The following is a 25,255-nucleotide window of genomic DNA, read 5'->3' as shown; positions in this document are numbered from 1 at the left end:
GGTTCAATTTGAATCGCGTATTTATAATTATGACGTCTAATGCGTTTGCCTAAAAATAGGCTTACCTACTAATACTAAATAAAAATTTATGTCTGTACTAAAAACGATTCTTTCAAGTGTACTGTGGGCGCTCTTAGTTCTTTTTATTCCTATCTTTGGTTTAGAGACAGTGTCTCAGTCCTCCCTTGGTATTGGACTGTTTAAATTTTTTATCCTTGCGCTGATTTCCCTCTTTTGCTTCAGTGGTCTCATAACGTCTATTGAGTCCGCTTTACTCCGGCGTTATCGCCTGAAGCTGCTCTTCTATCTGTCCCTGCTCTTAGGTTTGATACCGGTCATCATTCAAATTTTTGTTGCCGGCTCGATATCTGCTCGACCGCTAACAACAGCTATTTACTGGCTCGCCGGGATTTCAGTTGTTCTCGCGCTAATACCTTATGTTGCCGGGGGTTGCTTTTCAAAGATCGGTAACGACAATGCTGCCCGAGTATTGAGTGCGTTTCTTGTCTTCTTATGCATGGCTATTCCGGCCTTTCTCAGCTTGTCTTTTTTCTCTTATTACTTAGTCTCCGGTTCCGTATTATCTGCAGATACTTTGCTTGCAATCGCCCAGACAAACAACAATGAGGCTTTTGCGTATTTAAAAGAGAATATGACTGTCGGTTCGTCGCTGCTTTTTGTCGTTGCCGCTCTTTTCATTTTCTGTTTAGTTATTCTTCTTGCTAAATCAGTAGTGACACAGCAGACAGATCATGGGACTACAAATAAGGAAACAAGGTCGTATACTGATGCAAAGAAACTAAGGATTAGGCTCTTTGGTACTGCATTTATCTCGCTGCTTGCGATTGTTATTTCTTCCATTTTGATTAGTAAAACTAGTCACAATCTAATCACTAAACCCTTTATAGGTTTAGCTGAAGGCTTGAAACTATATAAAGACTTTAAAGATGCCTCTCTTGAGAGGATTCACAAATTTGGAACACTCGCTATAGAGAAAGACGGATATAAAGGTTTATACATCCTGGTGATAGGAGAGTCTCAGAACAGAAATCACATGTCCGCTTACGGGTATAAGCGAGAGACGACACCGTGGCTATCGAAAATGAAGAATGATCCGAATGCGGTTATCTTTTCTAACGCATATTCCAATCACACCCATACCGTTCCGGCTTTAACGTATGCTCTGACCTCTAAGTCTCAATACGATGACAATCTTCTTCAGGATTGTCCTTCGTTAATTGAATTGGCAAATGCGTCAGGATACGAAACCTATTGGATAAGTAATCAAGTCAAGCTGTCGGCTTGGGATACGCCTGTCACGCTTATAGCCTCGACGGCGGATCATCAGATGTTCATTAATACGAACTTTGGCACGGATACAGGTACTACCTTTTACGACGGAGAATTGGTCAACAGTCTCAAAAATCTGCACAGCAATAGCGACCGTATTTTGATTGTTCTTCATCTAATGGACAACCATACAGTTTATGAAGAAAGATACCCGGGCTCCTTTAAGAAATTTGGTCGAACTTCAATTGATAAGTACGACAACAGTATGCTTTATAACGATGCTGTAGTAAAAGATATTTATGAATGGGCTAAAAAACAACCTAACTTTATGTCTTTGACATATGTAGCAGATCACTCAGAAGGCGTTGATAGGGGAGTATCTCATGACAGCAGTCAATTTGGCTGGGATTTAACGGAAATTCCTTTCTGGATGGTCTTCTCTGACAAATATGCGAAGGATCACTCGTCTGTTGTTAGGAATCTGAAAAAGAATTCAGATAAGCCGTTCACTAATGACATGCTGTTTGACACGATGTCGAGCGTTCTAGGCATTGAAAGCAAATTCAAAAATGACAACAATGATATTTCCTCCGAAAGCTACGGATGCACTATGAATGAATTGAAGACACTGCACGGCAGGAAATCTTTTGAGGAGAGAAAAGAATGAGGAAAGGGAAAATTACCTTAGGAGTCATAGCGATTCTGCTAGTTCTTGCTCTTGCTTTTGTTGCGTTGCGCAATTCTTATTATTTATGGCTGGTAGGCAAATTTCAGGATATTCCTGAAAAATTTTGGCTGCATCGTGTGAACTCTCCCTTAAAAATGAAAGAGTTTTCGGAGAAATACAGCCGTTTCGAAATGGATGCGCTCTACAACGAGAAAGACAGAATTTTCAATAACTCTCATGATGCAGGAGATGGTCAAGTTCCTTTATCTGAAACGCTGAAGTTTCTTAAGCCATCAAAGGGAGCTTGGTTTGATGTTAAGAATTTAACTGAAGCAAATAGCTTTAACGCAGAGGAAGACCTTTCAAAAATTGTCAAGGAGGCTGGTATTGATAAGAATAAATGCATTGTGGAGAGCCATTGCGTTCCATGTCTTAATTTCTTTGCTTCAAAAGGATGGAAAACAGCTTTTTATCTGATCGGTGAAGGAAAGCGCCAGGAAGATGTAAAAACACAAATTTATGAAGCATATAAATCAAACTGCAAATACCTTTCTATGGACGGTCATATGTATGAGCTTGTTAAAAAGAATGACCTTCTGAAGAATAAGAAGTATTTAGTTTGGTATTACTGGGAACCTTGGTACAAGGTGAACAACAAAAAAATGTACCAGGATGCTGTGAAAAATAAGGATGTTGAAGTTATTCTCGTTAAGGAAAGAGGACATTTTCACAGGTGAATAAAAGAAGCATCAAGGTGCCGGATCCAAATAGCATCTAGGTTGTTTTCTCCCCAATAAGTGTCGGAGGTATTTTTCATAAGTTGTAAGATGCCCATCGATCCTTTTCTGCCGTATTTCTACTCGAGAAATTGAGTCTAATGAGGAGTAACGCGTGAATGTCGTATTGGAAAAGCGACATTAAGTTGTTTTTCATGATTATTCTTCTGTTGAGACTCGCACTGTTCAAGTGCAGACTTGTATTCTCTGATAATATCCTCCGTATCTTCTCTCGGAATGGATATCCTGAGATTTACAAGGACAGCAGCTTCCGCTGTTACTGTGGACAAAAGACATGTTCGGAATTAAAAAAGAAATTCAAAATTTCAGCAGGCTGGAAATCATTTTCTTGTTTGCTTTTTCCCTTTTTATTTTTTTTCAGTGTTTATCAATTGCTGTTGCGAATATTTTCTTAGGAATTTCCATTTTTTTTGCGATTCTTGTTTTGGCAAAAAGAATAAAAGAAAAAAAGATTAATGATATTTATTTAAAAATTAAAAATAATCGAACTTGGTTTCTGATATTTGGCTTTTTCTGGGCAATAATGCTGCTTTCTGCTCTGTTTAGTGGTGAGCCTATAGAAGGCGCTAAAGTATTTTTTAATACCTACGTGTTTAGAACCTTTCCATTTTTTTTCATTCTTCTGTTCTTTGATAAACCTAAATTAGTATTTATTTTTCTAATAATAAGTATTATCTCTTGTGCGCTTGATGTGATCGGAGGGTATATTATTGCGCCGGCCGGAGCAGTGAGACTTAAAGGGCTATTTGGCCACATGATGACCTTGGCGGGTTTTCTTTGTGTGTCTCTTCCGTTGTGTTTATCTCTAATTCTGAATAGAGCTCAAAAATTACCATTCCTAATATTCAACTTAGTTCTATTTTCTATCCTTGCAGTAGGTCTGATGCTAAATGCGACAAGGGGAGCATGGCTTGGAGTAATACCAGCGCTCTTTTTGGTTGGGATGTGGTTTTCTCTCAAATCCGTCAAAAAAACCATGGCATTTATTGTGATCGCCGCGATCTGTGCATCTTTATTTTGTTCGCTTGATCAGGTTCAAAGACGAGTAGATACAATCACAGATATGGCCTATCAATCCAATTCTGAGCGTTTGCTGATGTGGAAGAGCGCCACTAACATGTTCTTAGATCATCCGGTCTTAGGGGTCGGAGTTGGCCAATATGCGGATAAATATCAAAAAGAATACATTCTTCCTGAAGCGAAAGAGAGAAGACAAAAGCATGCGCACAGCAATATTTTTCAGATGCTTGGACAAAGTGGAGCTATTGGGCTGATTTCTTTTGTTCTCCTATTTGGATATATCTTTTGGTTTGGCTTTAAGAGCATGTGGAGGAATAAAAATCTTTATGGGATGCTCATTGTCTCAGTATCAATGTCTTTCTTTATTCAAGGTTTAACTGAATTTAATTTTGGTAATTCTGCTGTTGTGAAATTTTACTGGGTAGCTCTCGCTTCGCTTATTGTGCTCTCGCGTATTAAAGATATGAAAAATAATGAGGCGCGGCCTGCCTAAGAACTTTTAAATGTTTTTTCGCAACGCATTTGTTGAGTTCTGACGGGCAGTCTAACTGCCCGCTCTCCGGTTTACGAATCTTCTTTTTTGGGCGTCACAACAACATCATTTTCAATTGATGTTTCGTGACAGCTTTTCCAAGACGGCCTTGGTCGCTTTAGTTGGGTGATTAGAGGAATCAACTGTAGCAGTGATTGACAGCCAGGTTTTACTCATGGCGATTCCCACTGCGATCACAACCGGACCGAGGATAATGCCCATGAAGCCGAAGGCAATGATGCCGCCGAAAACGCCTAAATAGATCAAAGAAAGCGGCAGCGAAGCGCCCTTTGAAATGAGAAGCGGCTTCAGGAAATTATCAACGCTCGATACGGCAAGAGAGCCCCAGAGCACCAGAAAGATCGCCATTCCGACCTCTCCTTTGTAGTAAAGCCAGCAGGCAGCCGGTCCCCAAACAAGAGGAGGTCCGATCGGTACGGCAGATAGCACGAACACAGCAATGCCCAGAGTCAATGCACCGGGAACTCCGGCAATCCAAAAGCCGATTAACGCAACAATCCCTTGGCCTGCTGCGCTGCCGACAATGCCGAACACAACACTTCTGGTAGTGTTGACGATAATATTTCGAACTTCTACAGCAATGTTTCCGCTCATGCGTGTCAGAAGCGCCAGGCACTTCTGGGACAAATATTCACCGTCGCGGTAGAAGAAGAAAATTACAAACAGCATTAAGAAGAGCTGGAAGAGGCCGTCTCCCAACATAACCGCGCCCGCAAGCGCTGCACGGCTAACCGGGTCAAAAAGCTTTTGAGCTAGCGCAGTAAGGTCCTCTTTACTGCCAAGCAAATCATGAGCCTGATCAAAGATCCAATTGCCAATCAGCGGTATCTCTTTGATTTGCTCGGGGATGTTAAAACCGGAGGCAATCCAATCACGGATATAACGAATGAGTGTCGGAATTTCCTGCGCGGAAACAAGAGAAAGAGCCGCGATCGGAAGTACGATCAAAACAGCGAGCAAGCCCACGATAATGCAGGTTGCCAACAGATTACGTCCGCCTACAGCTGAGCGAATTCGTTTGAATAAGGGCCACGAGACCATTGCGATAACTGCCGCAACGGAAATTGCCGTAGCGAAAGGCCAAACGACCAACACGCATCCAATTGCGATGAAGGATCCAAATAAGAATCGCACAACAAAATCGGTGCGATCCATGAATGATGGCAGTTTCATATCTGATCTGATGTCTTAACTGCTTCCAATATTAATTCAAATTCATTGAAGATCACGTCCTTTCCCCAACAATGAGCAGAAAAATTGAGATATTTAATCCTGATTACGGGTCTTAGTCAGAGGATTCAGCCGCATTGTTAAGACAGGTCTTTCCCCAGCTGCAAAGGGCTTGAAGTATCGGTTCCAGCGACTTTCCTTTCGTTGTGAGGGAATATTCTACTTTCGGAGGAACAACCGCATAGACCTGACGGAGGACCAAACCATCCTGTTCCAACTCACGAAGCTGCTGCGTCAGCATCTTAGGCGTCGCTTTGGGTACTTGCTTACGAAGCTCAGAAAATCTCAGCGTTCTATTCATGAGCTTCCATAAAATTAGTGCCTTGTATTTTCCTCCGATGAGATTCAATGAGGTCTCTATGGGGCATGGGCAGCGGCAGTCATCTTGATTGGCAGATGAATGATTATCTTTCATGGTATATTTTATATACTAATATACAAAACAGTTAGTTCTTGCTAATAAGATAATAATACGTAAAATAATACCGCTACGCAAGGAAATAATATGCAGAAAAAGAATTTTGATGTGACTGGGATGAGCTGCTCGGCCTGCTCAGCCAGAGTTGAGAAGGCGGTCTCTTCCATACCCGGGGTTGACAATGTGAATGTCAATCTCCTGAAAAACAGTATGACCGTCGAGTTTGACGACGCAAAGACAAATGTCGGGGAGATCGTCAAAGCGGTAACGGACGCCGGCTATGGCGCGTCGGAAAGGAGTGAAGATAAAGGAGGTTCGGTTCAAACAGCGGATCCTGCGCTTGAGGCTAAAAAGGCTTCCGAAGAAATGAAGTTTAGGCTTTGGGTATCCTTGATTTTTGCCGGAATTCTTATGATTTTGGCAATGGGACCAATGCTCGGGATGCCTTTGCCTGAGATTCTCAGCGGAACAAAGAATGCACCGATAAACGCTCTGACCCAGTTTTTGCTTACGCTTCCGGTCATTTTTGTGAACTTTAAGTATTTCCGAAACGGTTTTAAGTCCCTTTGGCATCGGGCGCCAAATATGGATTCTCTGGTGGCGATCGGCTCAGCCGCCTCTGTCTTATTCGGACTGTTTGCCCTTTACATGATGCTTTGGGCACTTGCCCAAGGAAATGAGAAACAGCTTGCGCATTATGCACATAATCTGTACTTTGACTCAGCCGCAATGATATTGGCACTTATCACATTGGGCAAATATTTTGAGTCGAGAGCAAAGCACAAGACGACGGATGCGATCTCCAAATTGATGGCCTTGGTTCCGGAAAATGCGTTGGTCGAAAGAGACGGTAAGCAGGAAGTTGTGCCTTTGGAGCAAATCGCTGTAGGAGATTTGGTTCTTTTAAAAACCGGTTCAAGGGTTCCGGTTGACGGTGTTGTAGAGGACGGAAGCGGGACAGTAGATGAATCTTCCCTGACGGGAGAGAGTGTTCCGGTAGAAAAAACGGTTGGTTCTCAAATGTCGGCTTCTACGCTTCTGACGAGCGGTTATATCAAAATGAAGGCCACTCGAGTAGGCGGAGATACTGCTCTGGCTCAGATCATTAAACTTGTTGATGAAGCAACATCAACAAAACCGCCGGTTGCAAGACTCGCTGATAAAATCAGCGGCATCTTTGTTCCAACGGTGATCTCGATCGCAATTGCAGCTTCCCTGGTTTGGCTGATGCTTGGATATTCGTGGGAATTCGCGCTGATGATCGGCGTTTCAGTTCTTGTGATCTCTTGTCCATGCGCATTGGGTTTGGCGACTCCGACAGCAATCATGGTTGGAAGCGGTCGAGGCGCACAGAACGGAATCCTTTTCCGCTCGGCAGAAGCTATTGAAACAACCGAAAAAGTCAATGTTATTGTGCTTGACAAGACAGGAACGGTCACCAGCGGAAAACCTGCACTAACAGATGTTGTCAGTTTCAGTCTTCCCCCCAAGGAACTCTTGAGTCTCGTCGCCTCTGTGGAAAATAAGTCGGAGCATCCGCTTGCGGCAGCTGTCGTTGATGGAGCAAAGTCCTTAGAAGTGCCGCTTCGGGAGGCTTCAAACTTCACGCAAAATCTGGGTAATGTGTCTGCTCAGGTAATTGGGAAAAATGTGAAAATCGGCAATAAGAGCGTTGTTGTCGGTGAGTTGCCTGAACAAGTTCGTGAATTAGCGGATCAATTAGCGGATCAAGGTAAAACTCCGCTTTATGTTCTGCTGGACGGAAAACTTTCCGGTTTGATCGCGGCTGCTGATCCTGTGCGAGCTGACAGCAAAGACGCAGTTCAAGCGATGCTCAAGCAGGACAAAGAAGTTTGGATGCTGACAGGGGACAATATTAAGACAGCGCAAGCTGTGGCCGCACAAGTCGGTATCAAAAATATTCGTGCAGAAGTTAAACCCGCAGAAAAAGAGGCTCTTGTCCGTGAACTTCAGGAAGCCGGAAAGAAGGTCATGATGGTTGGGGACGGAATTAACGATGCGCCGTCTCTTGCAAGAGCGGATGTTGGAGCGGCAATCGGCGCCGGTACAGATGTAGCGATTGAAGCGGCTGATATCGTGATCATGAAGAGCCGCCTTTCTGATGTTGTCAATGCCGGAGCGCTCTCACACTCCTGTATGAACAACATTCGTGAAAATCTATTCTGGGCATTTATTTACAACATCATCGGCATTCCGGTTGCCGCAGGTGTCTTTTATACAGTTTTTGGATGGGTGCTTAACCCGATGATTGCAGCAGCCGCCATGAGCATGAGCTCGGTGAGTGTGGTTTCTAATGCACTGAGACTGCGTCGCTGGCGTCCTGTACTTTCGGGAGCAATGGATAATGAAAATCAGAGAATGGAACCTAAACTTATGAACTTAGCCATCGAGAAAACCGCTGCAGAAACGCCTAAGTATGAATACAAGATTTATATCTCCGGCATGATGTGCCAGCATTGTGTAAAAGCAGTAACCGGCATGATTACCGGATTGCCCGGAGTTATCGACTGCAAAGTCGATTTAGAGAAGGGGACTGCAGATGTACAAAGCTCAGCCCCGATCGACGAGGCAAAATTAAAATCATTGATCGAGGAAGACGGCTACAAATTAGAGTCGATTGAATGTATTTCAACGCCTGGGCAGACAAAGGGTTTTAATTATTTACTTGGGATCGAAGGCATGATGTGCTGTCATTGCGTTAAGTCGGTAACTAAGAAACTATCAGGACTTGACGGGGTAGTTCATTGCGAGGTGTCTTTGGAGAATAAATCTGCACAGGTTGAATCCTCTAAGCCGATTACGGAATCAGAATTTCAGCAAGCGATAGAGGAGGAAGGCTATGAGCTGACAGAGGCAAGAGAGGCGTAAGTCATCAAAATGTAGAGTCTCGGAGGGAAAACGGTAATTTCCCATTGCTTTTATAATCAGCGGCTTTTGTAGTTTGATGTAGTCCCGATGAAAAAAATATTACTGTTTTTCGCTCTTCTTTCCTGCTGTTCTTCTGTAGCTTTTAGCGCGGCTAACTACAAAGGAAATTATTCAATTGACAGCTTTAATAAAGCCAAGAAGCTGCTCGAACGAAATGTCGTTTACGATCAAAGGACAACGATATATTGCGGAGTAAAGTTCGATGAACATAAAAATACAATACTCCCATCCGGCTTTGAATCACCGGTTCATCCTAAGCGGGCAGGAAAAATTGAATGGGAACATGTTGTCCCTGCAGAAAATCTCGGTCAGACGTTTTCGGAGTGGCGCAGCGGACATCCTGACTGCGTGGACAGCAAAGGGAAATCCTTTAAGGGCCGCAAATGCGCAGAAAAGGTAAACAAAGAGTTCCGTTACATGCAGAGCGATATGTACAACCTTTATCCTGCGGTTGGTTCTGTGAACGCGGATAGAGGTAATAAAAACTTTGAAGCAATGGCGAAGTCGGTCCCTTCCAAGTTTGGTGTTTGCGAAATGAAGATTGTGGGCAACAAAGCGGAGCCGCCTGCGAGAGCCAAAGGTGCTGTCGCAAGAACTTATAAATATATGGAGTACGCCTACCCTCGATATCAAATGAGTTCGGCTCAGCGCAGACTGATGGACGCATGGGACAAGCAGTATCCCGTTGAACAGTGGGAATGCACGCGTGCACTCAGAATTGAAAGGCTTCAGAGAAACGAAAATCCGTTCGTCAAAGAAGCCTGTGTGAATAAGGGAATGTGGAGATAGAAAAAAGAAGCGGTGCCTCGGCACCGCTTCTTCTATGATGGATTAAATGGACTCAGTTTCCATGTTGATTGCGCCGCATGGACATTCCTGAGAACATACGCCGCAGCCCTTGCAATAGTCATAATTGAAAATGTAGGGCACGTTGTCGTCTCCGGTCTTGATGACCGCGTTATCCGGGCAGACACCATAGCAGTTATCGCACTGCAGGCAGTTGCCGCAAGACATGCAGCGACGAGCTTCAAAAAGCGCGTTTTCTTCAGTCAGACCGTGCTGGACTTCATCAAACGTGCTCTGTCGGCGAACCAAATCAAGCATCGGACGAACAGTCTTCGGGGCGTCCGAGTAGTACCAAGTATTCAGGTTCTTAAATTCAGCAACCTGTTTCTTCGGATGATCAACAGGTTCTTTGCCGTTCAGGAAGCAGTCAATCGCATAGGCCGCTTTATAGCCGTGACCGATAGCAACCGTTACGTTTCTGTCGCCGGGGACCATGTCGCCGCCCGCATAGATACCGGGAACGTTGGTACGCATGAAACGGTCAACCTGAACAACGCCTTTCTCGATATTAAGATTCGGAATCTTATCAATGAGACTCTGGTCAACGTTCTGACCAAGAGCGAGAACAACAGTATCGGCTTCAACCGTTTCGAATTCACCTGTCGGCTGCGGATTTCCGTTTTCATCAAGTTTCATCTTTTCAATCTTGATTTCTTTCGGATTCTCAGCTTCGGAAATTGTAGAAAGCCACTTCACAGAAACACCTTCCTGAAGGGCTTCTTCAACTTCGAAGTCATGCGCAGGCATCTTGTCGCGTGTTCTGCGATAAATGATGAGCGGTTCTGCGCCAAGACGTTTTGCGGAGCGAGCAACGTCAATTGCCGTATTGCCGCCGCCGTAAACGACAACTCTGCGTCCAAGCAGCGGTTCTTCTTCGCCTTCCATGGAACGAAGAACAGAGACGGCATCCATCATGTGTTTCGAGTCACCGCCCGGAATGTAGGCATTCTTGGCCATACCGGCGCCGACACCGAGGAATACAGCGTCATAACCGAATTTTTCTTTTTCTTCCTCAATGCTCTTGACGGTGTAGTTGAGTTCAATCTTGACACCCAGTTCCGCGATTCGAGCGATTTCCTGATCGAGCACTCGGCGCGGCAGACGATACTTAGGAATACCGTAGCGCATCATGCCGCCAGCCTCAGGACTGCCTTCCTTAACAGTGACTTCATGACCTTTGAGTGCGAGCTGATAAGCCGCGGAAAGACCGGCAGGGCCGGATCCGACGATCAGAACTTTCTTACCGGTTTTCTTTGCGGGTTTCTCAAACTTATAGCCGTTTTCCAGAGCATTGTCGCCAAGGAAGCGTTCCACAGAATTGATACCTACGGACTCATCAAGCTGTCCGCGGTTGCAAGCACCTTCGCAGGTGTGATAGCAGACACGACCCATGCAGGAAGGGAAAGGATTGCGTTTGACCAGATGGCGCCATGCTTTTTCATAATTTCCGCTTTCTGCATAGAAAAGCCAGCCCTGAATATCTTCGCCCGCAGGACATTGTTTATTGCAGGGCGGCAGTTTGTGGACATAGGTCGGACGAAGTGTTCTCCAGCTGCCGGTTCTGTTTTCCAAAGAGGTTCCGACATCCAGCGTAATAGCAAATGGTTTTTTCATAAATGTAATTCCTCTTAGATTCGATCTGCGCGTTCGTCAGCCTGAACAGCAGGCGGAATAATTTCGGGTTCTTCTTCGCCGAGAAGACCGAATCTGCGGATGTTTCTCTCTGATATTGCCTGAATTCTCGTGAGCGCTTCGGTGTCGGCTTTAGCGCCGAACAGGTGCGCATAGCGTTTCTGAAGCTTCATGTATTCTTCAACCGGGCGAAGCTGACGAATCTTATGAACGTTTGTGATTTCGCCGTATTCAGCTTCAAATACCGGGAAAAGGCCGGTTTCGGTGGCAAGACGGGCTAAACGTACCGTGTCGGAGGATTTGGCTCCCCAGCCGAGCGGGCAGGGAACCAGAACGTGCAGATAGCGCGCTCCGTGGAATGTCATCGCCTTTTCAACTTTTCTTTCCAGATCACGAAGATCAGCGATTGTAGCAGTTGCCACATAAGGAATGCCGTGAGCCATAGCGATCAGAGGAACATCCTTGCCCTGACCGAATGCGTTTCCGGGGTGGCTGCCGAGAATCTGAGTCGTGGCTGTGCGAACTGCGGGAGGTGTGGCTGAGGAGCGCTGAACACCGGTGTTCATGTAGCCTTCGTTGTCGTAGCAGATGTACAGAACGTCGTCGTTGCGTTCGAACATACCGGACAGGCAGCCGAAACCGATATCTGTGGTACCGCCGTCACCGCCTTGAGCGATAACGCGGACCAGCGGTTTGCTGGTCTTTTTGGCTTTAACACGAGCGACAGCGGCCATACCTGTGCCGACGGCCGCAGTATTACCAAAAAGCGAATGGAACCAAGGCAGCTGCCAGCTGGTTTCCGGATAAGGAGTAGAGAACACTTCAAGACAGCCGGTCGCGTTGGCGGCGATCAGGCGGCCGTGAGTAGCGCGCATTGCGGCGTCAACTGCGTAGCGTGCGCCAAGCGCTTCACCGCAGCCCTGACAGGCGCGATGGCCGGAGTTCAAGGAGTTGTAACGCTCGATATTAGCCTGACCGCTTCGCTGATCAGGATTCAGGAGACGGTTGCCGACAGTGAACGTGCCTGTCTGATAAAACTTAATCTGATGCTCGGACATGACTTATACCTCTCCTTTATGGTGATCCGCAACCGCTCGAACAATCGCTTCGGCGGTTGGTCCGATGTGGCGCTCTTCCTGCTCGTGTCTCAGCTGATCGTTAACAACTTTTTCTTCAAGGTCCAAGAAACTCAGCTCAGGAAGCTCATTTCTAAGCGCAGCATCAAATACTTTGTGCAGGCTTCTCTTGTAGATCGGACGTCCGCCAAGACCCGCGATAACGCCGCAGATGTTCAGCTTGTCCAAACCTCTGGTAGAACGAATGATGTCGTCGGTTACAACGCCGCCGATGCCGACCTGAAGCGCTCGGTCAATAACAACCGCTGTTTTAACCTTTTCAAGAGCCGCGAAGACTTCCTGCTGCGGGAACGGGCGATAGGCTTTAATACCGAGAAGACCGACTTTCTTGCCGTCTTCACGCATTTCATCAATAACGTCTTTGATGGTTCCAATAGTGGAGCCAAGCGCGATAACCATGACCTCAGCGTCTTCTGCGCGATAAAGGTCGATGAGTCCGCCGGTTTTTCTTCCGATGATTTCTTCAAATTCTTTAGAAACACGGTCGATGACCTGCAGAGACTGCAGATGGTGCGCGTGTGCAAGATAGCGAACTTCAGTGAACGCTTCGGGTCCAACCATGGCGCCGATTGAAACCGGGTTTTCCGGGTCCAAACTCTGACGCGGATCGTAAGGCGGAAGGAAGGCGTCAACCTGTTCCTGAGTCGGAATGTCCATTCTTTCGAACGCGTGTGTCAGCACGAAGCCGTCCATACAGACCATAACAGGAAGAGAAACTTCTTCAGCGATTTTGAACGCCTGGATGTGCAGATCCACCGCTTCCTGGTTGTCTTCAGCAAAGAGCTGAATCCATCCGCAGTCACGCTGGCTCAGAGAGTCGGAGTGGTCATTCCAAATATTGATCGGAGCTCCGATTGCTCGAGATGCGACAGTCATCACAATAGGGAGGCCGAGGCCGGAAGCGTTGTATACGGCCTCAGCCATGTACAGCAGACCCTGAGAAGCGGTAGCGGTATAAGCACGGCCGCCTGCGACAGAGCCGCCGATTGCGACACTCATAGCGGCGAATTCACTTTCCACGTTAATGAATTCGCAGTCTGTAAGCGTGCCTTTTTTGACCATGGCGCCCAGATTTTCAACGATATGTGTCTGGGGAGAAATAGGATAAGCACAGACGACTTCAGGACGGCAAAGCGCTACAGCTTCGGCTACGCCCAGTGAGCCTTCGATTTGTTTGAGCATTGAGGCTCTCCTTAAAAGTTTTTCTTAGCGTTAAGAACAAAATTGAAAGCGTCGGATGCGACATCGGCATTGGCCTGAGCAACCTTTCCTTTGTAGCGTGTCATGAACGCCTGCTGAACGCTTTCAAGCTTAAGTTTTCCGGTCAGAGCGGCAAAGCCCGCAAGCATCGCGGCGCCGGGAAGGGGACGTCCGATTCTTTCCATCGCGAACTTGGTGGCGGGCAGCGTAATGACATGTCCCTTGGGAAGGCGATTCACAAGATCAGCCAAACCGAGTTCTTCAGGAGTCTGAGAGCTGTTGAGAAGAACGTAAGCGTTATCTGTGAGACCGCTAAAGACGTTGACGCTTTCAAGCAGCGTACGGTCCTGGATAAGCACCGCATCCGGCTCTGTAATCGGTTCACGAAGACGGATCTGATGGTCGCTGACTCGAGCAAAGGCGACAACAGGAGCGCCGGTTCGTTCACTTCCGAAACTTGGGAAAGCCTGGGCGTAATGGCCCTCTGTAAAGGCTGCAAGAGAAAGCATTTCCGCACTCGTTACAACACCTTGGCCTCCTCGGCCGTGTAATCTGATCTGGAACACTTTTTTTCCTTATAACTAAATTGCAAACAAGAGATCGAGCGATTAAGTCAGCGAGACTTTGATACGGCCGTCGACGGCAATGGGTTCACCATTCTTATCACTGATCATCAAGGGGTTGATATCTAATTCTTCAATAGAGGGATAGTCTTCAACAAGCTGAGAAAGTCTCATCAGTGTTTCTTCAACTTTGTCGATTTGAGCCGGAATAGCGCCTCGCGCTCCCTGCAGAAGTTTGTACGCTTTAACGGATGTAATCATGTCATTTGCGTCTTCAGGCGTAAGCGGTGCAAGGCGGAAGGTGACATCTTTCATCACTTCGACAAACACGCCGCCAAGACCGAACATCATCATCGGACCGTACTGAGGATCTTTAGCGCAGCCGCAGACCATTTCTCTGTCGCTCTTGACCATTTCCTGAACAATGACGCCTTCAAAACCCTCCATAAGACCTTTGGCTTCAAGCTTTGCCACCAGATCAGCGTATTCAGCTCTCAGCTGTTCAGCATCTTTAATTCCGACGCGAACACCGCCAACGTCTGTCTTATGGGAAATTTTCTTTGAGTTGAGCTTCATGACAACGGGATAACCGATTTCTTCTGCCAGTGCGACTGCTTCGTCGGCATTTTTCGCCTCGCCGTCTTTACAGACACGAATGCCGTAGGCAGAAAGAACCTGGAGGGATTCGCCAGTTGTCAGCTGTTCGCGGTTTTCCGCTGCAGCATTGCTGAAAATCTTTGCTGCCTTTTCTGCGTCAACGTCAAAGCGCATAGGTGACGTGATCGGACGCTCAATCCACTTTCTTTGCTGGTTGAGACGATTCAGACCCATGACCGCTTCTTCAGCAAACATAAAGAACGGTACGTTGACTTCCATGTCGGAGAGTTTGGCGAAGAATTCGTTCTTTGTCATGAACACACCGACAATCGGTTTGTTCGGATGCTGAGCTTTGATGTCCATAACCGCTTTGGCGACATCGATATCTTTTAGGCCAAGGAAGGGCAGGTAAATCACAATGACCATATCGACGCCGTCGTCAGAGAGTACTGTCTCGAGCGTTTGCTGATAATGGTCAAGAGGAGCTGAAGCAATCATGTCCACCGGGTTTTTAACCGAAGCCGCGGCCGGCAGGAAAGAGCGCAGTTTTTCTTTAGTCGCTTCGCTCAGTTCTGCCATCTGCATGCCGCATTCAACGACGGTGTCGGTCGCCATAATTCCGGGACCGCCGGAGTTGGTTACGATAGCGACTCTGTCGCCCTTAGGAATAGGGCAGTGGCTGAACACTTTAGCTGTATTAAATAGGTTCTGAAGCGTGAATTCGCGGATGACGCCGGACTGCTTCAGCAAAGCGTCTGCCGCTTTGTCAGCACCGGCAAGCGAACCGGTGTGTGAAGAAGCAGCAGAAGCGCCTGCAGCCGAGCGGCCGGCTTTCAGTGCGAGAATCGTTTTTTTCTTTGTGGTGCTGGTTGCAAGCTTTCTGAATTTCTTCGGGTCCGCGATGGATTCCATATAGAGGAGAATCTGACGGACGTCATCCACATTTTCCCAGTATTCAATAGCAGAGTCAGCGTTTACGTCAGCCTGATTGCCAATAGAAATAAACTGGGCAAAGCCGAGATTCAGGTCTTTAAGAATATTGAGAATTCCGCCTCCGAGCGCGCCTGATTGGGAGACAAAGCCGATATCGCCGCGTACGGGGAGCGACTCAGCAAAGCAGGCGTCAAGGCGAACTGCGGGGTCGGTATTTACAACGCCCAGGCAGTTGGGTCCAACCAGCGTCATGCCGTATTCGTGAATCTTTGCCGCGAGCTGCTTTTCAAGTTCGGCGCCGGCTGATCCGGTTTCTTTAAATCCGGCACTGATTACTACGACACCTTTGATGCCTTTCCGATGACACTGATCAATTACGGAGAGAACGTACTTCGCATTGATAACGATAAGCGCCATATCGATGTCATCGGCAACATCGAGAACGGATGGATATGCTTTGAGTCCGTGAATTTCGGAGTCTTTCGGATTGATAGGATAAATATTGCCCGTGTATCCGTACTCGAGCAGACGTTTCATAATATCTGAACCGATTGTGTGTTCCTTGGTTGAGGCGCCGATGACCGCAATGCTGCGGGGACGCATAATCTTATCTAATCCGTGCATATATGACATCCGTTAAAAGGTTTGCATAACCTACTAATTTTAGGTCAGAAAGAGACCTGATACCGTAGCGTGTTTAGAATCTTTTCACATTATGAAAAGTCATTCCAAAAACTTGATTGGCATTGTAGATAAGAGCAGAGAAAAGGCAAGAGTTACAACTTTTTTAAACAAATTATTAACGGCAAAAAATGCTTTTCAAGTGAATCAAATAATGAGTAGACGGCCGAAGTGTTGTTAATACGCAAAAACTTGTAGTAATCCTAGAGAGTTACGCCTAAGACGCTCAAATCAGCGTAATATATTACTGTTATATGAATGTCAACTCGGTTTACATAGGAGAGACCAATGAACAAGACAGAAATGATTGACGCAGTTGCCAAAGTGACAGGTGTCACAAAAGCAGATGTCGCCAAAGTCATCAACGCCTACACCGATGAAATCGTCAAAGCAGTTGCTGCCGGCGACGATTACGTTACAGTTGGCTTCGGCAAGTTCTATCAGTCCGAACGTCAGGCTCGCATCGGCCGCAACCCTTCAACCGGCGCCGAGATCAAGATCCCTGCCGCTAAAGTTCCGAAGTTCTCTGCCGGCAAAGCTTTCAAAGACGCTGTCAACGCTCCGAAAAAAGCTGCAAAAGGTGCACGCAAAGCTAAGAAATAATTAGCTTGTTTCGCATTCAGAGAAAGCCTCCTTTGTTTGGGAGGCTTTTCTGTTTATAGTTACTAAGATATTTGCATCGGTGTTTAGTGATGCGCAGAAGTGTCATATCTAGGATGATCTAATGAAGATTTGTTTTGTGAACCTTGCTTCGGGGTATAGCGGAGGCGAAAATCAAACATTTTTGCTGGCCCGGGAATTGAAGAGGGTAAATATTGATTTAGTTGCAGTGACTCATCCTAGAAGTCCGTTAACATCAAAATTAGAACAGATTGGCGTAGAAGTTGTTAAGACGACAAATTTTTTCCGAGGACATAACGCTCCTCTCCTTAAAGATGTTTCTTTGCTGCATGTTCACGACGGACGCGGGGTTCACTGGGCCTCTGTCCATAATATGCTCCGAGGTACCCCGTTTATCATCACGAGACGAATTGACAATAATATAAGTGAGAGATTTCTAACGAAATTAAGCTATGAAAGGGCTTCCTTGCTTGTTGGAATTTCGCGAAAAATCTGCAGTGTATTAAAAGAATATCTTCCGCAAAAAGATGTTGAGCTTATACCGTCTTCGCCGGTTTCATATGAGCTTGAGGAGCAGGTTGTCAATGGAATAAGAGCGCAATATCAGGGGAAGTTTTTAGTTGTTCAGGCGGCAACTCTTCTAGAGCATAAAGGTTTTGATATCTCGATCAGCGCAGCGCGGGAGTTGGAGAATGAAGATGTCCAATTTTTATTTCTCGGAGACGGGCCGTATAAAACTCAATTGACGGCCCTTGCAAAGGGATGCTCCAATGTTCAATTCTTAGGAAAGCGCTCAGACATGGGGAATTGGTTTAATGCGGCGGATTGCTTGATTCTGCCGTCCCGTAATGAAGGGTTGGGCAGCGTTCTATTGGAGGCTATGCAGGCGGGAACGCCTGTTATTGGAGCTAATGTCGGCGGTATCCCGGATGTTATTAAAGATAGAACGACAGGTCTTTTGATCCCGCCGAATTCTCCGCGAGCTCTTGCTGATGCGATTCTTCTAGAAAAAAATGATGAAGGACTAAAAAAGCAAATGGTCGAAAATGCCCGTCTTTTTGTTCGATCTATTGCAATTGAGCAAACCGCACCTAAATACTTGGCAATATATGAACGCGTGCTGGGTTACAACTGATTGTACTAATTATTTTTTTTTGGCTCAGTACTCATATTATTTTGGATCTCGTAGGCTCGCGCATATTTACAGAACGTCCCATAAGAAGAGGTAAGCGAGATAATTAGTCCTGCCCAGCCGTCAAGGAGCCCAAGCTTGAGAAAGTAGTGCCTAAGGAATCTGCCGCTTCCGTGCAGCAAAGCAGAACCCATAGTTATCTTCTTATTTTTTTTTGCTAACTCATTTGCGCCTATTTCGGCGTATTTCTGTGATTTTACAAAATAACTTTTGAGATCTTTGAATGAATAATGAAGAAAGGGTTCATTGAGATACCCAAGAGGTCCGTCTACGATGAGGCCCTCATGGACGTTTTTGTCGTCATAGATCGCATGCTTTTTGCTAAACGCAACAGGATGTCGATAATCCGGATACCAGCCTGAGTGTTTAATTTTCTTTCCTAGAAGAAAATTTTGTCTCGGAGCTTTAATTGCGGCGTATTTTCCGGAAGCGATAGCTGCACTTAATTCTTTAGATAGAGCTTCAGTACAAATTTCATCTGCATCGAAACATACAATCCAATCCGCCTCAATTGTTCGGATGATTTCGTTTCTTGTTTTTCCGAACCCTTGAAAAGGTATATTTACAACCCGTGCGCCCGCTTCAAGGGCCTTTTCTTTGGTTTTGTCCGTTGAGCCTGTATCGGCGACGACAACGTCGTCGCACCAAGCTAGGTTTCTAACACAGGCCTGAATGGTTGACTCCTCATTCTTAGCCATTATGTAGGCAGTGACTTTCATCTCTTTCTCAGTTGTTATGAAAGATATCTCTAGTGAAGACCTTATCTTTTACATCTTCTAAATCTTTAGAAAACCGATTAGCTATGATTAAGTCTGTTTTTTCTTTAAATTGGTTTAAATCAGAGATCACCGGGATTCCTTTAAAAGAGCTTCCCTGGTAGGACGGTTCATAAATTATTAGATCCTTGCCCTTGTTCGTCAGTTCCTCGATTATGTCTTGAATTGCGGAATCCCTGAAATTATCGGAGCCGCTCTTCATTATTAGTCTGAAAATCCCAATCGTATTAGCAGACTTGGAGGCAACTAGGTCGCTAATGAAGTTCTTGCGAATTTTGTTTGATTCAACAATTGCTCGGATCAAAGTCTGAGGAACACCCGCAAAGTTTGCCAGAAGCTGCTTTGTATCTTTTGGGAGACAGTAACCACCGTAGCCGAAGGAGGGATTACAGTAGTGATCTCCAATTCTAGGGTCGAGACAAACACCTTTGATTATTTCGTCAGAGCTGAGTTTCTTGGCCAGGGCATAACTGTCGAGTTCGTTGAAAAAAGCGACTCTCATTGCAAGGTAGGTGTTGGAGAAGAGCTTGATTGCCTCCGCTTCCGTTGAAGAGGCGTAAAGAATGGGAACATCTTTATCCAAAGCGCCTTCTTTTAACAGAGACGCAAATTCTTTTGCTTTATCTGAAAAGTCTCCGATGACGATACGAGAAGGATGCAGATTGTCGTACAACGCTTTTCCCTCTCTGAGAAATTCAGGGATAAAGATTACATTTTTATATCTGCGTTTCTTTAACCCTTCGGTATAGCCGACCGGAACTGTGGATTTAATAACAACGGTAGTGTTTGGATTGATGGCTTTAACTTGATCCAGGACCGTTTCAACGCTTGAAGTGTCAAATTTATTAGTTTCAGGATCATAATTGGTGGGAGTACAGATAACGACGAAATCCGCAGTTTTTACCGATTCGCTGGCGTCAGTTGTCGCCCATAAATTTAATTTTTTGTTTTTTAAGTAATCCTGAATTTCTTTATCTTCAATTGGGCTCTTTTTATTGTTAATCAGTTGAACTTTGCTATCGACAATATCAACGGCAACTACATGATTGTGCTGCGCAAGAAGAACTGCGTTGGAAAGTCCAACATATCCAGTTCCAAATATCACAATGTTTTTCATTATCTAACCCAATACAGTCTTTTTAGCCTGAGGCATTTGTCTTAAAGGAGAAATCCGCTTTCGCGCGGCTTCAGCTATATCCAGCAGATCAAAAAAGGAATGGTCTTCCCTACAAATCACTATTCGTGCTGAAAGCCAATTTCGTCCCGTCAGATTTTAGAATATATTATTTAAAGAGTCTGAGAAAAGTTATTAGTTAATTTGAACCGAAAGCAGGCTGTGATTTCTGCCGGATTTTCAGACAACACTTTAATTAATAGAAAAACACATTGACAGCAGAGGGCTTAATTACATGCAAATAAAAGTACAATTAACTGTTTTATTTTTAAGTGCTGTGGTCAATAGTCCGGCTGCATATGCTTGTTTTTAGTCATTGTAAGGTAAAACAATCAGCAATACTTTTAAACCAACTCTTCAAAATTCTGGTGCGAGCTTTTTCCAAAGAGACAGAGTAAGTTTATTAGAGAAGATTCTATAAGATGAAATCCACAAAACATCTCTCCGGAAGTAGTAGGCCCTTTCTCCTACTTTTGCTGAATTCTATTTTTATTGCGATTATTTCTATCGCCTTAGGGGCTGTTTCGATCAACGCTTTAGGTCTTTGCGCTGCATGGAGTTGGTTTCAAAAACTGCTCTTTGCGGCTTTTACCGGTGGAGCTTATTTTGTCTATTCCCTTGTTATCGTCGGATTGTTATTTTTACTTCTGAAGCTCTTTCGTTTGAATTATCTTATTCCGATGGCGGCAGCACTATTCGATTTTTTAGTTATCGTATACCTTGCCGCAGATACATTTGTTTATCCGATGTACCGGACCCATCTGAATCTGGCGATGCTTCAAATGACCTTCCTTGGAGGGGGAAGAATTGTGAGCTTTTCTCTTCCGATGATCGTTGAAATTATTGGTTATCTTGTAGTTATTTCAACAGTCATTGCATTGTTTTTTAAGGCTGCGAGGAGAGTGTCAGGGGTCAAAATAGTTGGAATTATTTCCCTGGTTTGTTTACTCGGCTTTATTTGGGCAAATGTTTATTACGCCTGGGGGTTCGTCCATTTTGATACTCGAGTTACGACAGTTCCCGAGAAAATTCCCTTAGCTCGGCCTCTGAGAATGAACAATGTTTTTATAAAGCTCGGCCTTGTTAATAGAGATGCTATTAATGCAAATTCCCAGAAAATTCAAGCAGACGGTTCTTCGAATATGAAATATCCGCTGGAACCTCTTACATGCCATGGAGGCAAACGCTACAACATATTATTTCTTTTTGTCGACACGCTTCGGTATGACATGCTGACGGCGGATGTTATGCCTAATACCTATGCGTTCTCAAAGAAGAACATTACTTTCACGAATCATTATTCCAACGGCAACAATACACGGCATGGTATTTTCTCTCTATTTACCGGACTGCCCGGAAGCTATTGGAAGAAAGCACTGACCGGGTCAACTCCCGGAATCCTTATCACCGCTCTGCAGGATGCTCATTACAACATCGGAATATTTGCAGGGGCTCCGTTGGATATGCCGGAATTCCATAAAACCATCTTTTCCTCTATTAAGGGTTTGCGCATCGATCCGAGAGGAGACAATTCAGTCGAATCAGATAAGTTTGCCGTAGAGGATTTTGAAAAGTGGCAGCAATCAATCAAGAACGGAGAACCTTTTTTCGGCTTTATCTTCTTAGATTCAGTGCACGCTTATGATTTTCCAAGAGAGCCAAAGTATGAGGTGTTTAAGCCCTATTGGAAGAACGTCAATCATTTAGAACTGTCTAATTCTTTTGATCCCGCACCGTATTTAGCTCGATATAAGAACGCGGTTCGCTATGCGGACGATCAGATTGAAAATGTCTTGAAGTTCCTTGAAGAAAAGAAACTAATGGACAATACTATTGTCGTTATTAGTTCGGATCACGGAGACGAATTTAACGATAACAAACTGAATTATTGGAGCCATGGTGGAAACTTTACGGATCCTCAGGTCAAGGTGCCTTTAGTCATTCATTGGCCGGGGAAAGAAGCCAGAGAGGTAAATTACCTAACATCACATCTTGATTTGGTTCCGACAATTCTTCCGGAGGTTTTGGGCTGTACAAATCCAACAAAAGACTACTCTGTAGGACAGTCGATTTGGGAGCCTGAGAACAGAAGAGATTGGGTATACGTTAGCGGTTACAGCCTTGACGGATTTGTTGAACCCGATCGGATTGTTCTTATTAATCGAGCCGGAATGCTGGAACACTTAGACAAAACCTTCAGACCCGCTCCCGACAAAGATATACCGAATTACATGCCGGAAGTGTTAGAGGAGCTAAGGCGCTATTCCAAGTAGCAGACACCGACATTGAAGTGAAGTTCTATGTTGGAATTAGACAGAGAGTTGCGCCTTAAAAGAAGCGACGGAAATAGTGAACTAGTTTAAAGGCAGGTTGTTGATCTATGATGCTGTGTCCTTTATTGGACGTTGTTATTGAATATGCGAGGGGGCTCCTAAAATCTCGAGAGACTGCATGGCAGCCAATGCGCTTATTTAAAGACCCTGATACAACCGGAAGATTTTAGAAAAGTTATTGAACAATGTTGTAGAGGCTGAGCGCGGGGCGCCCTCTATTGAACTTTTAATACTGAGAAATATATGGTTTGGCAGACTAAAGTCAAAAAAGCTTTTTTATTTTTTTTGATAGGGCTTGTAATCCTGTCTTTGTACCGTTTTGTTTTCTTTATTTTTTATTCCTCAGGTAATCCGAATATCACTTTAATGGATTTCCTTCCTGCGGTTTGGACGGGAATAAGAGTTGATGCTAAATGGCTTGGCTTAGCCCTAATCCCAGCTTGGTTGGCACTTATCCTTTCCTGTTGGATCAGATCCTTCTACATCATTTCATGCGTACTTGCCGGCATCGGATATTTCCTGTTGATTCTTCTGGACGCCGGGAATTTTGGTTTTTACGGATTCTATAAGACTCCGATCAGCGCTCTGGTTTACGGATTGCTTCAAGATGATACTAAGGCGATTATCGAAACGATATGGGAAGATTGGCCTGTAGTTAGTTATTTAATCGTTATATTGGTTTCCGTGGCGATTCCTTTCTTGTGCTGCCGCATGGTTAAAAGTCCGAAAACCTGTTCACCAATGGGTAGGGGCAGGGCGTTTGTTTTGGGCTTGTGTATTACTCTTGTATTAGCAGTTATTGTTCGGGGATCTTTGACGAAGTTTCCTTTACGCCAAGAGGACTTTTCTGTAAGCAAAATAAGCCTGATTAATTCCTGCGTACCCAATGGAGCTGCGGCATTATATGAAGCAACAAAAGCTTGGAAAAATACACAGATCGCAGGCGATCCAAATCAGGCTCTGCATAAGTTTGGTTATACCTCAAGAGAGGAAGCGGAGAAGAAGCTGACACCCGCATCAAAAGAACCAGTCGCCCCTTCTGATAAGCCTAATGTTGTTTTTGCTGTTATGGAATCGATGAGCGCAGACATCTTTCTTTCTCATAATCCGTCGAAAGGCAACAATACACTAGGAAGTTTGGAAGAAGCATTATCGTCTGCAGTGGTATTTAAGAAGGCCGTCAGTATCATGAACGGGACCTTCCCTTCTTTAGAAGGACTTATTTTTGACACACCTATCACGCCTATTTCACAAGGTATTTACGGAAGAAACAAATTAACTTTTTCTCAGATTTTTGACTTCAAGAAGGCGGGGTATAAGACAATATTTCTTACAGGTTCTCCAGAGTCATGGCGACAAATTAACGAAACCTTTAGAAATTTCGGATTCGATGAAGTCATAGGAAGTGCAGCTATATCCGATAAGTTTCCTGAGGCCGAACTTGGCCCTTGGGGAATTGGGGATAAGTGGATGTTCAAGTATGCTGAGGATATTCTCGATAAAGCGGAAAAAGACAAACAGCCTGTATTCATTATGATGTTGTCTACCACTAATCACCCGCCTTTTAAAGTTCCTGATAATGAAACAGTGCAGGGGACCAATTTCAGTGTTTTGCCGAATTACATTAAGAGAGATTCCTCTGAAGAACAAAACAATTTGCTTTTGCAGACGTATCAGTATGCGGCTGACAACTTAGGAAAATTTGTCTTGAATTTAGACAAAAACGGCTGGCTGAAAAATACAGTTGTCGCAGCTACGGGTGATCATAATGCTCGTTTGAAATATATTGTAGAAGGTAACTGGCACCATGTTTATGGAGTTCCGATTATCTTCTGGATTCCTAATGCGGGAACAAGACAGCTTGCGAACACGGATAAATGGGCTTCGCATAGAGACATAATTCCAACGCTTCTTTCTGCGGCTACGGGTGCAAAATCGGGGATCAGTAAGGGAAGAAATCTTTTTGCAAAAGAGAAAATACCTGATGGCGCAGTTTCCTTCATATCCTGGGATAACAATGGATTTACGATAGGAGATGCCGGTCTCGTGACCTTAAAAGGCGGCAATTCTTACGATTGCTACAAATGGCATGGGGATACTTTACAAAGGTCTGACTCCTGCACTAATGAACAGATTGAGATGGGCGAGATTGCACGTGCTCAGAGAGCGCTTAGTGAACTGATCGTAAGAGAAGGTTTAATAGCGAAATGAGAAATGGACAATGATTTTGAGTCGGTTGTCATCGGCGATATATGTATGACAGAAACCCCAAAGGGAGAGGTTTTTACACTAAATCTCTGACAGCTAATTGTTTGGGGATAAGTTGTTAACAAAGATGGTTTGGATGCATAGTCTCGCAGGGATTCATATACAATCTGAGCAAGACTAATCATTGCCCTTCCAAGAGTTGAGGTGCGAGAGTTGGAGGACTGAAATTTCTAATGCCGACAAATTACGTAATGGTGGCTTAATCGGGCTTTATTTACTCGGCGCTGTTGCAATAGGTTTGATTTTTTCCTCCTGCTGTCTCGGTTTAGTCAGAGGCCTGCAGATCTCTGTCTTTTTTCTGCCGTTTGTCTTTCTCACTGCTCTTTTAAGAAGAAAGGTCCATCGCATACTCAGTTTTATTGCTGCAGTCGTTCTGTCG

At 44.9% G+C, this 25,255-nt stretch carries 18 protein-coding genes; 9 read left to right on the top strand and 9 right to left on the bottom strand.

The genetic code is table 11. The features are described from left to right. Positions 1-88 precede the first annotated feature (88 nt). The 3 genes from E5987_RS03305 to E5987_RS03295 all read left to right on the top strand — a co-directional run bounded on the left by E5987_RS03305 (position 89) and on the right by E5987_RS03295 (position 4,267). Positions 89-1,957, top strand: coding sequence for a phosphoethanolamine transferase family protein (locus E5987_RS03305; protein WP_160334667.1), 1,869 nt, complete (start codon positions 89-91; stop codon positions 1,955-1,957). After that, positions 1,954-2,694, top strand: a complete 741-nt coding sequence (locus E5987_RS03300; RefSeq protein ID WP_160334666.1) for a hypothetical protein — start codon at positions 1,954-1,956, stop codon at positions 2,692-2,694. Before E5987_RS03305 ends, E5987_RS03300 begins: the two co-directional genes overlap by 4 nt. 334 nt (positions 2,695-3,028) lie before the next feature. Then, the gene (locus E5987_RS03295; protein ID WP_160334665.1) at positions 3,029-4,267 is read left to right on the top strand and encodes an O-antigen ligase family protein; all 1,239 of its coding nucleotides are present in this window, start codon (positions 3,029-3,031) and stop codon (positions 4,265-4,267) included. 111 nt (positions 4,268-4,378) lie between these two features. Here E5987_RS03295 and E5987_RS03290 read toward each other — a convergent pair whose 3' ends face one another. Together E5987_RS03290 and E5987_RS03285 are read right to left on the bottom strand one after the other, a co-directional pair. Next, positions 4,379-5,500 carry an AI-2E family transporter gene (locus tag E5987_RS03290; RefSeq protein ID WP_237178710.1) on the bottom strand — a complete coding sequence of 374 codons (1,122 nt, stop codon included), beginning with the start codon at positions 5,498-5,500 and terminating at the stop codon, positions 4,379-4,381. 112 nt (positions 5,501-5,612) lie between these two features. After that, positions 5,613-5,972 (bottom strand): winged helix-turn-helix transcriptional regulator, encoded by a 360-nt coding sequence (locus tag E5987_RS03285; RefSeq protein ID WP_160334664.1) that lies wholly within the window; start codon positions 5,970-5,972, stop codon positions 5,613-5,615. Positions 5,973-6,062: 90 nt separating this feature from the next. Between E5987_RS03285 and E5987_RS03280 the strand changes: the two genes are divergently transcribed. After that, a complete protein-coding gene (locus E5987_RS03280) occupies positions 6,063-8,864 on the top strand; it encodes a heavy metal translocating P-type ATPase (RefSeq protein WP_160334663.1) in 2,802 nt (933 codons plus the stop codon). An 87-nt stretch (positions 8,865-8,951) separates the two neighbouring features. Then, on the top strand, positions 8,952-9,713 hold the full coding sequence (locus tag E5987_RS03275) for an endonuclease (RefSeq protein WP_160334662.1): 762 nt from the start codon (positions 8,952-8,954) through the stop codon (positions 9,711-9,713). Positions 9,714-9,755: 42 nt separating this feature from the next. On the opposite strand, the gene E5987_RS03270 is transcribed toward E5987_RS03275, so the two are convergent. The 5 genes from E5987_RS03270 to E5987_RS03250 are packed head-to-tail and all read right to left on the bottom strand — an operon-like array spanning position 9,756 to position 16,455. Further along, on the bottom strand, positions 9,756-11,384 hold the full coding sequence (locus E5987_RS03270; RefSeq protein WP_160334661.1) for an NAD(P)-binding protein: 1,629 nt from the start codon (positions 11,382-11,384) through the stop codon (positions 9,756-9,758). Positions 11,385-11,398: 14 nt separating this feature from the next. Next, the gene (locus E5987_RS03265) at positions 11,399-12,460 is read right to left on the bottom strand and encodes a thiamine pyrophosphate-dependent enzyme (protein ID WP_160334660.1); all 1,062 of its coding nucleotides are present in this window, start codon (positions 12,458-12,460) and stop codon (positions 11,399-11,401) included. Between the two features lie 3 nt (positions 12,461-12,463). Beyond that, positions 12,464-13,720, bottom strand: a complete 1,257-nt coding sequence (porA, locus tag E5987_RS03260; RefSeq protein ID WP_160334659.1) for a pyruvate ferredoxin oxidoreductase — start codon at positions 13,718-13,720, stop codon at positions 12,464-12,466. A gap of 11 nt (positions 13,721-13,731) precedes the next feature. Beyond that, positions 13,732-14,304, bottom strand: a complete 573-nt coding sequence (locus E5987_RS03255) for a 2-oxoacid:acceptor oxidoreductase family protein (protein ID WP_160334658.1) — start codon at positions 14,302-14,304, stop codon at positions 13,732-13,734. A 42-nt stretch (positions 14,305-14,346) separates the two neighbouring features. Next, complete coding sequence (locus tag E5987_RS03250) at positions 14,347-16,455, bottom strand: acetate--CoA ligase family protein (RefSeq protein WP_237178709.1); 2,109 nt, start codon at positions 16,453-16,455, stop codon at positions 14,347-14,349. Positions 16,456-16,800: 345 nt separating this feature from the next. Here E5987_RS03250 and E5987_RS03245 point away from each other — a divergent pair, with 345 nt between their 5' ends. Both E5987_RS03245 and E5987_RS03240 read left to right on the top strand, forming a co-directional pair. Further along, complete coding sequence (locus E5987_RS03245; protein WP_160334656.1) at positions 16,801-17,115, top strand: HU family DNA-binding protein; 315 nt, start codon at positions 16,801-16,803, stop codon at positions 17,113-17,115. A 121-nt stretch (positions 17,116-17,236) separates the two neighbouring features. After that, positions 17,237-18,268, top strand: a complete 1,032-nt coding sequence (locus tag E5987_RS03240; RefSeq protein WP_160334655.1) for a glycosyltransferase family 4 protein — start codon at positions 17,237-17,239, stop codon at positions 18,266-18,268. Between the two features lie 5 nt (positions 18,269-18,273). Here E5987_RS03240 and E5987_RS03235 read toward each other — a convergent pair whose 3' ends face one another. Continuing rightward, positions 18,274-19,044, bottom strand: a complete 771-nt coding sequence (locus E5987_RS03235) for a glycosyltransferase family 2 protein (protein ID WP_160334654.1) — start codon at positions 19,042-19,044, stop codon at positions 18,274-18,276. Between the two features lie 7 nt (positions 19,045-19,051). Continuing rightward, entirely contained in the window at positions 19,052-20,218 is a 1,167-nt protein-coding gene (locus tag E5987_RS03230) for a nucleotide sugar dehydrogenase (protein ID WP_160334653.1), read from the bottom strand. Positions 20,219-20,697: 479 nt separating this feature from the next. Between E5987_RS03230 and E5987_RS03225 the strand changes: the two genes are divergently transcribed. Next, positions 20,698-22,548: a sulfatase-like hydrolase/transferase gene (locus E5987_RS03225; RefSeq protein WP_160334652.1), complete on the top strand. Its 1,851-nt coding sequence runs from the start codon at positions 20,698-20,700 to the stop codon at positions 22,546-22,548. A 303-nt stretch (positions 22,549-22,851) separates the two neighbouring features. Then, positions 22,852-24,819, top strand: coding sequence for an LTA synthase family protein (locus E5987_RS03220; RefSeq protein WP_160334651.1), 1,968 nt, complete (start codon positions 22,852-22,854; stop codon positions 24,817-24,819). Positions 24,820-25,255: the final 436 nt, after the last annotated feature.

Origin of the sequence: Parasutterella muris, from assembly GCF_009767915.1 — a bacterium.
Lineage (GTDB): Bacteria > Pseudomonadota > Gammaproteobacteria > Burkholderiales > Burkholderiaceae_F > Parasutterella > Parasutterella muris.
The sequence above is the reverse complement of the archived record's forward strand: the minus strand, read 5'-3'. Positions and strand labels throughout refer to the sequence as shown.